The sequence below is a fragment of the Lysinibacillus sp. GW247-5R2A genome (assembly GCF_059424475.1).
This window is the reverse complement of sequence record NZ_JBWKZL010000008.1, coordinates 238,906-253,389: the sequence shown is the minus strand read 5'-3', so window position 1 is coordinate 253,389 and position 14,484 is coordinate 238,906. Positions and strand designations below refer to the sequence as shown.

Genomic DNA, 14,484 nt, shown 5'->3' with positions numbered 1-14,484 from the left:
CGTTCCCATACCGAACACGGAAGTTAAGCTCTTTAGCGCCGATGGTAGTTGGGGGCTTCCCCCTGTGAGAGTAGGACATCGCTAGGCGCAAAAAGTCGCTACTGATACACTCAGTAGTGGCTTTTTTTTCTGTCTAAAATTCCAAGATGTAGATAAAGTAAGGAGGCATTTCATTCAAAGAAATGCCTCCTTACTATTTTAGACAGTTGCTGCTCGTAGTTCGATACGACGAATTTTCCCAGATGTTGTTTTTGGTAACTCATCGATAAAGACAATACTACGAGGATATTTATAAGGTGCTGTCAGTGCTTTTACATGCTCCTGTAGCTCCTTAATGAGTTCCTCTTCATTTTGTCCCTTATAACCATCTCGTAAGATTACGTAGGCTTTGACAATATGCCCTCTAATTTCATCTGGAGCAGCTACCACAGCACACTCTTGTACAGCATCGTGTTTGTTTAAGGCATCTTCCACTTCAAATGGGCCAATCGTGTAACCAGATGAGATAATAATATCGTCACCCCGACCTTCAAACCAGAAGTAACCATCTTCATCACATTTTGCTTGATCACCTGTAATGTACCATTCCCCACGGAATGCCGCTTGTGTGCGCTCTGGCTCACGATAATACTCTTTAAACAAGGCTGGCGATGATTTGTGTATCGCAATATCGCCAACCTCGCCAACAGGTGCCTCATTGCCTTCATTGTCGATAATACGTACAATATTACCTGGAGTTGGGACACCCATGGAACCAGGTCGTAGCTCCGTGTTTTCCAAAGTACCAATGAGTAATGTATTTTCAGTTTGACCATAACCATCGCGGACTTTTAAACCAAAGTGATTCTTAAATGTTTCAATGACTGGTCTATTTAATGGCTCACCAGCAGAGACAGCACTACGAAGAGAAGATAGATTATAGTCCTTTAAATTCTCAAGTTTTGCCATGATGCGATATTCAGTTGGGGTGCAGCAAAGAACATTAACCTTTTCATCCTGCAACAGCTGAAGATATGTTTTTGCATCAAATCCACCATGATAAACAAAGGCAGTAGCTCCCATCATAATAGTAGATAGGAACGGACTCCAAATCCATTTTTGCCAGCCTGGAGCTGCTGTTGCCCATACTAAGTCTCCTTCACGTACACAAAGCCACTGTGCAGCCGCTGTTCGAATATGCGCGTAGCCCCAGCCATGAGAATGGACGACGCCTTTAGGCTTACCTGTTGTTCCAGAAGTATAAGAAAGGAAAGCCATGTCATCACGTTTAGTAGCAACAGCTGTAAATGTATGTGGCTGAGAGCTAGCCAATTCATCTAAAGAAGACCAATCTCCTGTAGCTGTCCCGATGACCATTTTGTTTTTTAAAGCATCGACAGAAGACGAAATTTTGTCTACTTCACTAGTAAATACTTCATAGGCGATAACGGCACTGGCAGAAGAATGCTCCATGCGATACTCTAAATCACTTGCGCGCAACATCTCTGAACATGAAATAGGAACAATACCCGCTTTTAGACAGCCTAGGAAAACAAAATAGGCCTCAGGTAGACGAGGAATAATAACTAATACACGATCTCCTTTTTGAAGCCCCTTCTTCGTAAAGGCATTCGCGTATTGATTCATTTTTTGAACAAGTTCTACGTAAGTAACGATTTGTCTCTCTTGTTGTGTATTTAACCAACGTATGGCTTGGCGTTCACTATCTTGCGAAAACTTTTCTAATTCCTCTGTGATGTTATAAACATCCGGTGCAATTAAATCCTCTATTACCATTTGAACATTCCTCCCCCTAAAATGATAGAAAATTCATAAAACTATTTTTATTTTAACAATTGCAATAATATACAGCAAGAATAATTGATACACAAAATAGAAATTTTAGATTTAATAGAGAACTATTATGCTTTCTAAGTACTATTTAAGAAAATCTCGACAAGAAAATATAATATTTTACACAAATGTGTTGCATTATTTAGAATGCTTGCTATAATAATAAATGTACTTAAGAGGTTGTCTAAGACCGATTTGAATAGTATTGTTCCGAAGTAGCTCAGTTGGTAGTAGCACCTGACTGTTAATCAGGTTGTCGCAGGTTCGAGTCCTGCCTTCGGAGCCATTTTTTTGCTCATTTTTAAGATGGCTTCATACATAAAAAATGTAGAAAAGTGTTGCAAGAACGTAGAAATAATGTTATTATAATTCTTGTCTTGTTTGAGACATAAGTTTGGCCCCTTGGTCAAGTGGTTAAGACACCGCCCTTTCACGGCGGTAACACGGGTTCGAATCCCGTAGGGGTCACCATTTAAAATACATCATCAAGATGTACAGGCTTTAAAAAGAAAGTAAACTGTGATATAACACACCTGTTTCTATGGAGGATTAGCTCAGCTGGGAGAGCATCTGCCTTACAAGCAGAGGGTCGGCGGTTCGAGCCCGTCATCCTCCACCATTATTCTTGTGTTATTTCGGAGGGGTAGCGAAGTGGCTAAACGCGGCGGACTGTAAATCCGCTCCTTAGGGTTCGGCGGTTCGAATCCGTCCCCCTCCACCAGTTTTATAAATGATTGGGGTATAGCCAAGCGGTAAGGCAACGGATTTTGATTCCGTCATGCCTAGGTTCGAATCCTAGTACCCCAGCCATTTTTCTTTTATGAGCCATTAGCTCAGTTGGTAGAGCATCTGACTTTTAATCAGAGGGTCGAAGGTTCGAGTCCTTCATGGCTCACTTTTATAGAATAAAATGTATTCAAAAGTGATATAATAAATACAGATAACTAATCTCTTACTGAAAACAGTAGGAGATTTTTTTATGCTATTTGAAAATGAATAAATATGCGTATTTATGTTGGGTTGAGCCAAGTGGTAAGTAGGCTTTACAATAGTCTTATAACTTATAGGGGGTATAAAAACATGAATAAACTTAATATTTCTATTATTGGGGTACCAACAGATTACGGACAAACACGCCGAGGCGTAGATATGGGACCAAGTGCTATTCGTTATGCAGGCGTTGTTGAACGTTTAGCAGGTATTGGACACGAGGTACAAGATCAAGGGGATATTCGTGTTAGTCAAAAGCATGCAAACGCGGCAGTAGATGAAAAGTTATTGAATTTAGAGGAAGTAGTAGAAGTTAGTACGGCTTTAGCTAATAGCGTACATGAAGTAGTCGAACAAAAAAAATTCCCACTTGTATTTGGTGGTGACCATAGTATTGCTATTGGGACACTTGCAGGATTAGGGGAACATTATAAAAATTTAGGTGTTATTTGGTATGATGCACATGCAGATTTAAATACACCTGAAACTACACCTTCAGGCAACATACATGGGATGCCTTTAGCAGTTAGTATTGGGCTTGGGCATGAACGTTTAGTTCAAATTCGTACTAATGTGCCAAAAATTAAGCCAGAAAACGTTATTATTATCGGAGCTCGTTCTGTAGATCCTGGTGAACGTGATTTGATTCGTGAGCAAGGAATTAAAGTATACACTATGCATGAAATTGACCGACTTGGCATGACGCGTGTTATGGAAGATGCACTTGCCTATTTAAAAGAGCGAGATGTTGATGGATTACACTTATCACTGGATTTAGATGGACTTGACCCTCTTTATACACCAGGGGTTGGAACACCAGTGCCAGGTGGGATTACGTATCGAGAAAGTCATTTAGCGATGGAAATGTTACAAGAGTCGGGAATGTTAACTTCAGCAGAGTTTGTAGAAGTTAATCCGATATTAGACGAGAAAAATACAACAGCAAATGTAGCTGTTGCATTAATGGGATCTTTATTTGGAGAAACTTTAGTTTAAAGAAAATTTTTCAAAAAATTGCCTGTTGCCACATTGCATAAAAATCTTTTGCTATAATTGAAATAAAACGAAACTTTTCTTATCGATGGGTCGTATAGTATAAGACAGTTGTAAAGGTGGAGAAGTCAACACAATGGATGCGTTAGTAAATAAGAGAATAAAACAAGTGCTTAAAGGCGATCAAAACGCATTTGCCGATATTGTGAGTCTCTATCAGCACAAACTGTACCAAGTATGCTATCGAATGTTAGGTAACAAACAAGAATCTGAAGATATTGCTCAGGAAGCTTTTGTTCGGGCATATATGAATTTGCATACTTTTGATCAGAAAAGAAAGTTTTCCACGTGGCTTTATCGCATAGCGACAAACCTCTGTATAGATCGTATTCGGAAAAAGAAACCGGATTATTATTTAGATGCAGAAGTAGCTGGTACAGAAGGGCTTGATATGTATTCACAAATCGCAGCTGACGACCAGCTACCAGAGGAGCAGTTAGAACAAATGGAGCTGCAAGATCGCATTCAATACGAAATTGGACGTTTACCGGATAAATACCGTTCGGTTATAGTATTGAAATATATAGAAGAGTTATCGTTGCAAGAGATTAGCGAGATTTTAGATATGCCGCTTGGAACGGTGAAAACGAGAATTCACCGCGGACGTGAGGCATTACGTAAGCAGTTAAACAATCTGTAGGAGGGGGAGCGTCATGAATACTTGTCCAGAGCATATTATTGATTATATGCATGATTATTTAGACGGTGACATTAGTCGTGAGCATGAGCAAGCGTTAAAACAACACTTGCATACATGTAATGATTGTAAACAGTTGATGCATGAATTGAGTGAAACAATCGCCTTTGTGAAGAGTGCTTCCCATATTACAGCGCCTCCGGATTTTGAAGCAGCAGTAATGGCTCGTTTACCAAAACCAAAAAGTCGAGTAGGCATACAAAAATGGATACGCCGACATCCATTTTTTGTGGCAGCAGCAGTATTTTGTTTATTTATGAGTGCTACCTTGCTTGGTAGCTTTATGGATGACCAGCATTTCTCTGTGACCAAACAGCCCAATTTAGTTGTGGATGGTCAAACGGTTATCGTACCTGAAGGAGAAGTTGTAAAGGGCGATATTGTGGTGAAAAATGGCGATTTGGTTGTTGAAGGAGAAGTTGATGGTAACGTCACAGTCATAAACGGGCAATACATGGCATCTTCAGCCGTAGTTTCAGGGAGAATTGAAGAAATTGACGAAGTATTTGAATGGTTATGGTATACAATTAAAAACTCTGTAAAATCAGCCATGACATTTGATGAAAAGGAAGAAACTAAATAACACTCTATACGTCCTAAAAAATAGTGCACGTGAGAGGCTGAAAGGTCTACTCTTATGAGTAGACTTTTTATTTGAAAAAAGTTACATTTGATAAGAATGTGCTATACTTGAATGTGTATGGATTCGTAATGAAAAGTGGGGGATGCCACGTGCAAATTATTGAACATTTCACAGATTTAACGCCTGTGAATATTGTTATTAACTTCATCGATGTACTGCTCGTTTGGTACGTTGTTTATAAGGTCTTAACCCTCATTAAAGGTACGAAGGCTGTCCAATTACTTAAGGGAATTTTCGTCATTATTATTGCACGAATTGCAACAGACCTTTTAGGGTTACAAACATTAGGCTGGATGTTACAGCAGGTCATTGAATTTGGGTTCTTGGCGATTATTATCATCTTCCAACCTGAAATCAGACGGGGCTTAGAACAAATTGGTAGAGGTAAACTTTTCCAACGATCATCTAGTCAAGAAGACGAAGAGCAAACAAGGCTTATAGAGGCTATGAAAAAATCTGTAAGTTATATGGCAAAACGTCGAATAGGTGCGTTAATTTCAATTGAAAAAGAAACAGGTCTTAACGAATATATTGAAACAGGTATAGGTCTAAATGCTGAAATTTCTTCAGAATTGCTCATTAATATCTTTATACCGAATACGCCACTACATGATGGGGCGGTTATTATGCAAAGAGATAAAGTTACAGCGGCAGCTTGTTATTTACCTCTATCTGAAAGTCCATTTATTTCAAAGGAGTTAGGGACACGCCACCGTGCTGCGCTTGGGTTAAGTGAAGTTACGGATGCAATTACAATCGTTGTCTCAGAGGAAACAGGCGCCATTAGTATTACGTTGAATGGTAATCTCCATCGTAATCTTTCTCTAGAGGAGTTCGAGACACTATTACGAAAAATGTGGTTCGGATCAGCACAAGAGTCAAATGCAGCCTCTAAGTTAACTTGGAGGGGGAAAAAGAATGGATAAAATGATGGATAGCCCTTGGGTATTAAGAATCATCGCGCTATTTTTAGCATTTTTGCTTTTTTTCTCAGTTCGTACCGAGCTATCTCCAATCAATACAACAACCACCACTGAACAGACTGATATTATTCGTGATGTGCCAGTAGATGTTTATTATGATAATGAGAATCTGATTGTAACAGGATTACCTGAAACAGTAGATGTGAAGATAAAAGGGCCAATGCCTGTTGTTATAAAAACAAGAGCAACAAAGGATTTCTCAGTATTTGTTGATTTAAGTAATCTATTGATTGGCGAGCATGATGTAAAGCTACAATACGAAAATATTTCTGATAAGTTAAAGGTTACATTAGACCCTGCAACTATTCATGTAAATATTGAGGAAAAGGTCACGAAAGAGTTCCGAGTGGACCCTGAAATGAATACTCGACTAATCGAAGAAGGGTATATTTTAAAGGATATGGTAGCTGATCCACCGACTGTTTACGTGACAGGTGCAAAAAGTGCTATTGAAAACATCAGCTATGTAAAAGCAACTGTTGCTGGAGAGCCAGGCTTGAAGCAATCCTTCTCTCAGGACGCGGCGGTAAAAGTATTAGATCGAGACTTAAATAAGCTTGATGTGACAATTGAACCTGATACTGTTAATGTTCAAGTAGATATTGGGGAATATAGTCGAGAACTCCCGGTTGTTTTGAGGGAAACAGGGCAAGCATTGGAAGATATAACGATCAATTCTTTAACGTTTACGCAAAAAATGATTAAAGTATATGGCAGAAAATCGATTATTGATGGTTTAACAGAAATTCCAATAACTGTGGACCTGTCAAAAATTACAGAGTCAAAAACTTATGAATTTGATGTAAAATTACCAGATGGTGTGACAAAAATATCTGATAAGAAAATAAAAGTGAAGGCAGATATTACAAAAGTAGAGAAGGAAGAAGAGCAGAAAACACCAGCTTCTACAGAGGAAACGCCACCTCCAACTGAAGAAACTGATGTGAAGGATGATAGTACTACTACTGATAAAAATACGCCAACCGATGAAACGGAAGATATTGATTCTTAAACAATATCTGACTATAATTTTATTTTGATTCTAAATCAAAAATCTAACCGGAGTTTGTTTTGGTGGGTAGACCGCAATATATTCACCAAACAAACTAACTGAGTGGACGATTAAAAATTACCAATGAATAAATAAAAGCAGACTTTTCCAAAAGTAAGCGGACAAGTGTCTATGGATGAATATGACACAGTCTTGCATTGAAGGAGAGAATAAGTAGAATGGGTAAATATTTTGGAACAGATGGCGTCCGTGGCGTCGCCAATAGTGAACTAACACCGGAATTTGCATTTAAACTTGGCCGTATAGGTGGCTATGTGTTAACGAAGGATGCAACTGACCGTCCTAAGGTTTTAATCGGTCGTGACACACGTATTTCAGGCGAGATGCTGGAAGGTGCACTTGTTGCTGGTCTCTTATCAATTGGGGTAGAAGTAATGCGTCTTGGAATTATTTCAACACCAGGTGTGGCATACCTTACTCGCATTATGAGCGCAGATGCAGGCGTCATGATTTCAGCTTCGCATAACCCAGTAGCGGACAATGGCATCAAATTCTTCGGTCCAGATGGGTTTAAACTAACAGATGCACAAGAAGAGGAAATTGAAGTTTTACTTGATGCTCAAGAGGATACATTACCACGTCCAATAGGGGCAGATTTAGGATCTGTAAGTGACTATTTCGAAGGTGGACAAAAATATATTCAATACTTAAAGCAAACAGTGGATGAAGAATTTGATGGTATCCATGTAGCTTTAGACTGTGCACATGGTGCTACCTCCTCATTAGCGACGCATCTTTTTGCGGATCTAGAGGCTGACATTTCTACAATGGGTGCTTCTCCAACTGGTCTAAATATTAATGATGGTGTAGGTTCAACGCATCCTGAGGGACTAGCTAAGTTTGTATTGGAAAAGAATGCAGATGTTGGTCTCGCATTTGATGGAGACGGTGACCGTTTAATTGCTGTAGATGAAAACGGTAAAATTGTTGATGGCGATCAAATTATGTTTATTATTGGAAAATATTTAAATGCAGTTGGTCGTTTAAAGAAGCAAACAATTGTTTCAACTGTTATGAGCAATATGGGCTTCTATAAGGCTGTCGAAGATAACGGTATGCAAAGTATACAAACGGCAGTAGGAGATCGTTATGTTGTAGAGGAAATGCGTGCTCATGATTACAATTTAGGTGGCGAACAATCAGGGCATATTGTTTTCTTAGATTTTAATACAACAGGTGATGGTCTACTAACAGGTATTCAGCTTGTCGACATTATGAAAGCAACAGGTAAGAAGCTATCAGAGCTTGCTGCTGAAATGAAAATCTATCCTCAGCGTCTTGTCAATGTTCGTGTAACAGACAAGCATGCAGTGACTGAAAATACGAAAGTGGCTGCTGTGATTGCAGAGGTAGAAGCGGAAATGGCAGGAAATGGCCGTGTTTTAGTACGTCCTTCAGGTACTGAGCCACTTGTTCGTGTAATGGTGGAAGCTGCTACAGAAACAGATTGTGAGCGTTTTGTTGAGCGTATTGCAAATGTTGTACGTGCAGAAATGGGCTTAACAGAATAGTAAATATAGAACATGAACTCGATTTCTATTTTTAGGAAATCGAGTTTTTTCTTGTTGAAATGGATGTTTGAAATAGAAAAGATGGGGAACAGTAAAAGGGAGTCACAATAAACAAGGAGTGTTTGATAGATATGGCTAAAATTGCTACAGTTATTACCGATATGTTCGAGGATAGTGAATTTACAAGTCCTAAGGAAGCTTTAGAAGCGGCTGGACATCAGCTAGTAACAATTGATACAGAGGCAGGAAAAGAAGTAAAAGGAAAACATGGGGAAACAGTAAAAATTGATAGAGGCATTGATGAGGTAAAGGCCACTGATTTTGATGCACTGTTTATACCTGGTGGTTTTTCTCCAGATATCTTACGCGCCGATGATCGAGTAGTGGCATTTGTAAAATCCTTTATGGATGATATGAAACCAACCTTTGCCATTTGTCATGGACCGCAGCTACTAATTACGGCAAAAACACTAAATGGTCGTGACGCCACGGGTTATAAATCCATCCAAGTAGATTTAGAAAATGCAGGGGCAAAATTCCACGATGAAGAAGTATTCGTCTGTCAAAAGCAACTAGTAACAAGTAGAACACCAGATGACCTACCTGCCTTTAATAGAGAAATAGTAAATTTATTAGCTAGTAAATAATAAAAAGGGCACAAGCTGTTTAGGCTTGTGTCTTTTGCTATATTTTAGGGATTATGATGAGCACATTTGTAATCGGACCAAGATCAATATGCCTTCTGCTATACACTCAAAGTCCATAACCGTACGTTGTTTGACAATTTCAAACCCGTAAATTGTACAACGATTAATGATTTCTAATACGATCTCCTTTAAAACTTCTTTGAGCACTTCACTCACATACTCAACAAATTCGCCTCCACCAACAATTGTTTGTCTACATATTTGTCACGAAAAAGCAAGAGTACTAGGTATTTTTTATAACGAAAGTTTGACGGATAGCATATGATTGAGTATGATGGAGAAGTTGAAGACGAGGTCCGACCTTGTTCTTTAACGGACGCAGAAGGAGGAAAGATAGCGTAAAATCGGAAAACAATTATAGCGCCTGAGCTGAAGAAATTGGACGAAATGGATCTTCAGCAGACGAGGTGGAGGTTTATCGAAAATTCGGCGGATACCTCCCGATCGACATACCCGATTGTCATTTTTCATTTTGAAAGCATTTGAGCGATTGAATGTACAGGAAATGGAGAAGGTATTGTAAAGCAATAGATGAATAGTAGAAAACTTCACATATCGAATGCTCCATTCAGATGGCTGAATGATTTGATTGCATGTACGGGAGTGTTTTATTTTATATAAAAATAAAGCATGCTTGTCCATTCTAAAAATTCGATAGATGAGGTCTACTTTGTCATTGCGTTAAATTGACAATATCGGAGGACGAGAATTTATGTGTGGAATTGTAGGATATATTGGTGAATCAGATGCAAAGGAAATTTTATTAAAAGGCTTAGAGAAACTAGAATACCGTGGTTATGATTCAGCAGGTATTGCAGTACGTAATGAAGAAGGCGTAACTGTTTTTAAAGAAAAAGGACGTATCGCAGACTTACGAGGAGCGGTAGATGAAGATGTTGCTGCTAAAATTGGTATTGGTCATACACGTTGGGCAACACATGGTGTACCAAATCGTTTAAATGCTCACCCGCATCAAAGTGCATCAGGGCGTTTTACGCTTGTGCACAATGGGGTAATTGAAAACTATCATCTATTACAAAAAACGTATTTAAAAGGCATTCCGATGAAATCTGATACAGATACAGAGGTTATCGTGCAATTAGTAGAATTGTTTGTAAAGGAAGGTTTAAGCACAGCAGATGCTTTCCGTAAAACATTATCTTTACTACATGGTTCATATGCGCTTGCATTATTAGATGCAGAAGCTGCAGATACAATCTTTGTAGCGAAAAATAAATCCCCACTTTTAGTTGGAATTGGTGAAGGCTTCAATGTTGTTGCTTCAGATGCAATGGCTATGCTGCAAGTGACAGATCAATATGTAGAGCTTCACGACAAAGAGGTTGTAATTGTTCACAAAGCTAGCGTTGAAATTACAAAACTAGATGGTTCTGTAGTTGAACGTGCTCCATATACAGCAGAGCTTGATATGAGCGACATTGAAAAGGGGACATATCCTCATTATATGTTAAAAGAAATGGATGAGCAGCCTACAGTCATTCGCAAAATTATTCAAGCGTATGAGGGTGACAATGGCGATCTAACAATAGATACAGAAATCTTAGAAGCATTGCGAGCTGCAGATCGTTTATATATTATTGCGGCGGGCACTAGCTATCATGCAGGCCTTATTGGTAAACAATATTTCGAAAAAATGGCTGGTATTCCAGTAGAAGTTCATATTTCTAGTGAATTTGGCTATAATATGCCATTACTTTCAGAAAGACCTTTATTTATCTTTATTACACAATCAGGTGAAACAGCAGACAGCCGTCAGGTACTAGTAAAAATTAAAGAGCTTGGCTACCCAACACTAACGATTACAAATGTTCCTGGCTCAACTCTGTCACGAGAAGCTGACCACACATTGTTATTACATGCAGGTCCAGAAATTGCGGTAGCTTCTACAAAAGCATATGTGGCGCAAGTTGCTGTTCTTGCTTTAGCAGCATACGTAACAGCAAAAGCAAATGGCACAGGCTTAGAATTTGATTTAAAACAAGAGCTTGCGATTGCCGCAAACGGTATCCAAACAATGATTGACTCAAAAGAAGTATTAGAAGACATCGCAGAGGACTACTTAAAAATTGCGCGTAACGCATTCTTCATTGGCCGTAATATGGACTTCTATGTGAGCCTTGAAGGGGCCTTAAAGCTAAAAGAAATCTCTTATATCCAAGCAGAAGGATTTGCTGGCGGTGAGCTTAAACACGGAACAATTGCTTTAATTGAAGAAGGTACACCAGTATTTGCACTTGTTACACAGGCATCAGTTGGGCTAAACATCCGTGGTAACGTGAAAGAAGTCGCTGCGCGTGGTGCATATCCATGTATTATTGCAATGGCTGGTATCGATGAGGATGGAGACCGTTTAGTCATTCCGCATGTTCACGAATACCTAACGCCACTTGTATCAGTAGTGCCATTACAGTTAATCAGCTACTATGCTGCACTCCACCGACGTTGTGATGTGGATAAACCACGTAACTTAGCTAAATCGGTGACGGTGGAGTAATTATTCATTCGGGACAAAAAAATTCAGTTTATGCCACTCAAAGGCTGTATAAGCTGAAATAAAATATCGAAATTAAAACTCGATCCATTAACCATGGGTCGAGTTTTTTACAATTATCGTAAATGAAATTTTAAAGAGTTTTGTAAATATTTTCGAAAAATATTGTAGTCAGTTTCATGAATATAGTTGTTAATTACTTTATATTTGGTTTGTTCTAACAGACAAGATATTAGGGCAGCTGAAGGAAACCAGCTCATACCGTAAAAATCATCGCTGTATTAAAGATTTTTTAAAATAATTCGTAAGTATAGAAGCAAGGGGACCCAGCTCTTTTTATAGCCTTTGACAGCTGTATAGTGGACTGTAATTCCATAGATATCTTCAATAAAAATCCCCATTAGATTATAACTAACAGGGAAGATAGTAACTGATCACCTATGTGTAGTTACAGCTTTATTCTTTTGTTGTAGCGCTTCATTTTTTTCAGCGAAGCGGTCGTTGTGGGAAGAAACGCCCGCCATTTTTGCTTCTGTAGGGTCAATGTATAATTTGGCGCTATTTACAGCGAGGACCGCGTCATTAAATGCGCCTGCAATCAGTCTTATTTTCCCTTCGTTCGTTACAATATCGCCTGCGCCAAAGATGCCGGGGATACTAGTGCACATTTTTGGTGTAACGGAAATGCCCCATTCTTCAGAAGCTAAGCCCCAATCCATAATGGCGCCACCAAAGTTTCGGTCAAACCCGTGATTGACAAGTACTTCGTCTACTTCAATATTTGTTGTATCATCTGAATGAACATGCTGTAATGTGACATGCTCGATTTTATTACCATTACCATGTAAACGAGAAACCGTATAGGGAACAAAGGTAGTGACGATAGACTTCATGCGCGTTACAGAAGATTCAAAGGCACTAAAGTCATCACGTCTATGCACGACATACACTTCTTTGGCGATAGGAGCCATTTCAATTGCCCAATCTACAGCTGAGTCGCCTCCACCAGAGATGAGTACACGTTTATCTTTAAATCTATTTATGTTCGTTACTGTATAATGAAGGTTGTTTAGTTCATAGCGGTCAGCGCCTTCTACCGTTAATTTCTGAATGCGTGTAATGCCTCGTCCTGTAGCTAGAATAATCGTTTTTGTATAATGTTTCTCGCCTGTTTTTGCTGTTAAGACAAAAATGCCATCATCGCGTTTTTCCATGCCAACAATTTCTTGACCAAAGACGATTGTTGGATTAAATGTCGTCGCTTGCTTGATTAAGGAATGAATGATTTCTTCACATCGAACAGGCTCAATACCCCCGACGTCCCAAACTAATTTCTCGGGATAGGTACGCATAAATCCACCTAGTTCATGCTTTACTTCGATAATTTTTGTTTTCATTTCACGCATGCCACTGTAAAAGGCAGCATACATGCCTGCTGGGCCTCCACCGATAATAATTACATCATAAATTTCTTGTTGCATTTAACGCACCAACCTTTCAACTAAATAATCAAGGAATAATGGAGAGCCAACTAAACCTTCACCTACAACGTAATCAGCTGTTTTTAATGGGTAAACATTGCCTGCCTTCACGGCATCCATTCCTTGCCACATTGGGCTATTCTCTAAATCCTTCATGGATTGTTCACTACTATAATTTTGCATTTGACGTTGTTCAACAAAAATATGGTCTGCGTCAATCTCAGGTAAAACTTCTAAGGAAATAGGCGTGAACCAATCATGATGATCCTTCAGCTTAGTTGGAATACTTAATCCCAGTTGTGTATATAACATGTCACTACCAGGACTACCCTTTTCAGTGCCTAACACACGATATTGATTTTGTTCTACACGCAATACAAGAATTTTTTCGTCACCTATAGCCTGATGTAGTTTCTCTTTCGTATCTGCTATTTTGTCTCTATACTTCTGTAGAGCTAGCTCTGCTTCTTTTTCTTTATTGAACAGTTCACCAAGCACAGGTACATATTCATCTATTGCAACACCGGCTTCAACAGCTACCGTAGGGGCAATTTTACTTAATGCTTCATATTTTTTAGCATCAATAGCTGCGCCTTGAGCAATAATGACATCTGGTGCTGCTTGAAGAATAACTTCTAAATTGTCTTCATATTGCACAGTTGGAATAATTTTAACATGGTTGTCATCGAATAATTTAAAGCGGTATTCAGGTTCAATTTCTTCAACGACTGTCACCATTTGAGGCGTTACACCGATTTCAATTAGGTTTTCAGCATAGTTAGAACTAAGAACTAATATATTTTTAGGCTCGTTTGGGATAGTGACATCACCGTAGGCATCTTTTATAACACGTGTTGTAGGCTCGCTTTTTTCTTTTGGATCCTTTTCTTCATTTCCGCTTTCTTTGTTAGTACTTGAGCAAGCAACTAAAGCTAAAGCAACTAGTATAAAAAGTATATAGGGTATCATTTTTTTCATGGATTATTGCTCCTTATTATTTGA

At 38.9% G+C, this 14,484-nt stretch carries 12 protein-coding genes, 6 tRNA genes and 1 rRNA gene; 15 read left to right on the top strand and 4 right to left on the bottom strand.

Features of this window, described 5'->3' with window-relative positions; genetic code table 11:
• Positions 1-87, top strand: a 5S ribosomal RNA gene (gene rrf / locus AC07YC_RS14345); the annotation flags it as partial.
• Positions 88-198: 111 nt separating this feature from the next.
• On the opposite strand, the gene mbcS is transcribed toward rrf, so the two are convergent.
• Complete coding sequence (gene mbcS / locus AC07YC_RS14340; protein ID WP_336635711.1) at positions 199-1,776, bottom strand: acyl-CoA synthetase MbcS; 1,578 nt, start codon at positions 1,774-1,776, stop codon at positions 199-201.
• A 266-nt stretch (positions 1,777-2,042) separates the two neighbouring features.
• Between mbcS and AC07YC_RS14335 the strand changes: the two genes are divergently transcribed.
• The 13 genes from AC07YC_RS14335 to AC07YC_RS14275 all read left to right on the top strand — a co-directional run bounded on the left by AC07YC_RS14335 (position 2,043) and on the right by AC07YC_RS14275 (position 9,429).
• A tRNA-Asn gene (locus AC07YC_RS14335) sits at positions 2,043-2,119 on the top strand.
• A 110-nt stretch (positions 2,120-2,229) separates the two neighbouring features.
• Positions 2,230-2,304: transfer RNA gene (locus AC07YC_RS14330), tRNA-Glu, on the top strand.
• A gap of 72 nt (positions 2,305-2,376) precedes the next feature.
• A tRNA-Val gene (locus AC07YC_RS14325) sits at positions 2,377-2,452 on the top strand.
• 18 nt (positions 2,453-2,470) lie between these two features.
• Positions 2,471-2,554 (top strand) — tRNA-Tyr (locus AC07YC_RS14320).
• A 14-nt stretch (positions 2,555-2,568) separates the two neighbouring features.
• Positions 2,569-2,643: transfer RNA gene (locus AC07YC_RS14315), tRNA-Gln, on the top strand.
• A 12-nt stretch (positions 2,644-2,655) separates the two neighbouring features.
• A tRNA-Lys gene (locus AC07YC_RS14310) sits at positions 2,656-2,728 on the top strand.
• Between the two features lie 185 nt (positions 2,729-2,913).
• Entirely contained in the window at positions 2,914-3,819 is a 906-nt protein-coding gene (gene rocF / locus AC07YC_RS14305) for an arginase (RefSeq protein ID WP_336635710.1), read from the top strand.
• Positions 3,820-3,952: 133 nt separating this feature from the next.
• Positions 3,953-4,516, top strand: coding sequence for an RNA polymerase sigma factor SigW (gene sigW, locus AC07YC_RS14300; protein WP_004225410.1), 564 nt, complete (start codon positions 3,953-3,955; stop codon positions 4,514-4,516).
• A 13-nt stretch (positions 4,517-4,529) separates the two neighbouring features.
• Positions 4,530-5,156, top strand: a complete 627-nt coding sequence (locus AC07YC_RS14295) for an anti-sigma factor family protein (protein ID WP_036223766.1) — start codon at positions 4,530-4,532, stop codon at positions 5,154-5,156.
• Positions 5,157-5,305: 149 nt separating this feature from the next.
• Positions 5,306-6,142: a diadenylate cyclase CdaA gene (gene cdaA, locus AC07YC_RS14290; RefSeq protein ID WP_012296035.1), complete on the top strand. Its 837-nt coding sequence runs from the start codon at positions 5,306-5,308 to the stop codon at positions 6,140-6,142.
• Positions 6,135-7,211 (top strand): CdaR family protein, encoded by a 1,077-nt coding sequence (locus tag AC07YC_RS14285; protein ID WP_336635709.1) that lies wholly within the window; start codon positions 6,135-6,137, stop codon positions 7,209-7,211. The genes cdaA and AC07YC_RS14285 overlap by 8 nt, the downstream gene beginning before the upstream one ends.
• A gap of 218 nt (positions 7,212-7,429) precedes the next feature.
• Complete coding sequence (gene glmM / locus AC07YC_RS14280; RefSeq protein ID WP_336635708.1) at positions 7,430-8,782, top strand: phosphoglucosamine mutase; 1,353 nt, start codon at positions 7,430-7,432, stop codon at positions 8,780-8,782.
• 131 nt (positions 8,783-8,913) lie between these two features.
• On the top strand, positions 8,914-9,429 hold the full coding sequence (locus AC07YC_RS14275; protein ID WP_494919712.1) for a type 1 glutamine amidotransferase domain-containing protein: 516 nt from the start codon (positions 8,914-8,916) through the stop codon (positions 9,427-9,429).
• Positions 9,430-9,480: 51 nt separating this feature from the next.
• Here the strand turns inward: AC07YC_RS14275 and AC07YC_RS14270 are convergent, their stop codons facing one another.
• The gene (locus tag AC07YC_RS14270; protein WP_494919711.1) at positions 9,481-9,645 is read right to left on the bottom strand and encodes a hypothetical protein; all 165 of its coding nucleotides are present in this window, start codon (positions 9,643-9,645) and stop codon (positions 9,481-9,483) included.
• Positions 9,646-10,201: 556 nt separating this feature from the next.
• On the opposite strand from AC07YC_RS14270, the gene glmS reads away from it, so the two are divergent.
• Entirely contained in the window at positions 10,202-12,004 is a 1,803-nt protein-coding gene (glmS, locus tag AC07YC_RS14265; RefSeq protein WP_036121520.1) for a glutamine--fructose-6-phosphate transaminase (isomerizing), read from the top strand.
• Between the two features lie 431 nt (positions 12,005-12,435).
• Here glmS and AC07YC_RS14260 read toward each other — a convergent pair whose 3' ends face one another.
• Positions 12,436-13,482, bottom strand: a complete 1,047-nt coding sequence (locus tag AC07YC_RS14260; protein ID WP_171365955.1) for an NAD(P)/FAD-dependent oxidoreductase — start codon at positions 13,480-13,482, stop codon at positions 12,436-12,438.
• Complete coding sequence (locus AC07YC_RS14255) at positions 13,483-14,460, bottom strand: ABC transporter substrate-binding protein (protein WP_274992695.1); 978 nt, start codon at positions 14,458-14,460, stop codon at positions 13,483-13,485.
• Positions 14,461-14,484: the final 24 nt, after the last annotated feature.

Excerpts from the sequence above, each read along its gene's own strand:
- AC07YC_RS14260 (WP_171365955.1), bottom strand. The coding sequence starts at position 13,482 with ATGCAACAAGAAATTTATGATGTAATTATTATCGGTGGAGGCCCAGCA.
- AC07YC_RS14255 (WP_274992695.1), bottom strand. The coding sequence starts at position 14,460 with ATGAAAAAAATGATACCCTATATACTTTTTATACTAGTTGCTTTAGCT.
- glmM (WP_336635708.1), top strand. The coding sequence starts at position 7,430 with ATGGGTAAATATTTTGGAACAGATGGCGTCCGTGGCGTCGCCAATAGT.
- AC07YC_RS14275 (WP_494919712.1), top strand. The coding sequence starts at position 8,914 with ATGGCTAAAATTGCTACAGTTATTACCGATATGTTCGAGGATAGTGAA.
- AC07YC_RS14285 (WP_336635709.1), top strand. The coding sequence starts at position 6,135 with ATGGATAAAATGATGGATAGCCCTTGGGTATTAAGAATCATCGCGCTA.
- rocF (WP_336635710.1), top strand. The coding sequence starts at position 2,914 with ATGAATAAACTTAATATTTCTATTATTGGGGTACCAACAGATTACGGA.
- mbcS (WP_336635711.1), bottom strand. The coding sequence starts at position 1,776 with ATGGTAATAGAGGATTTAATTGCACCGGATGTTTATAACATCACAGAG.
- glmS (WP_036121520.1), top strand. The coding sequence starts at position 10,202 with ATGTGTGGAATTGTAGGATATATTGGTGAATCAGATGCAAAGGAAATT.
- AC07YC_RS14295 (WP_036223766.1), top strand. The coding sequence starts at position 4,530 with ATGAATACTTGTCCAGAGCATATTATTGATTATATGCATGATTATTTA.
- sigW (WP_004225410.1), top strand. The coding sequence starts at position 3,953 with ATGGATGCGTTAGTAAATAAGAGAATAAAACAAGTGCTTAAAGGCGAT.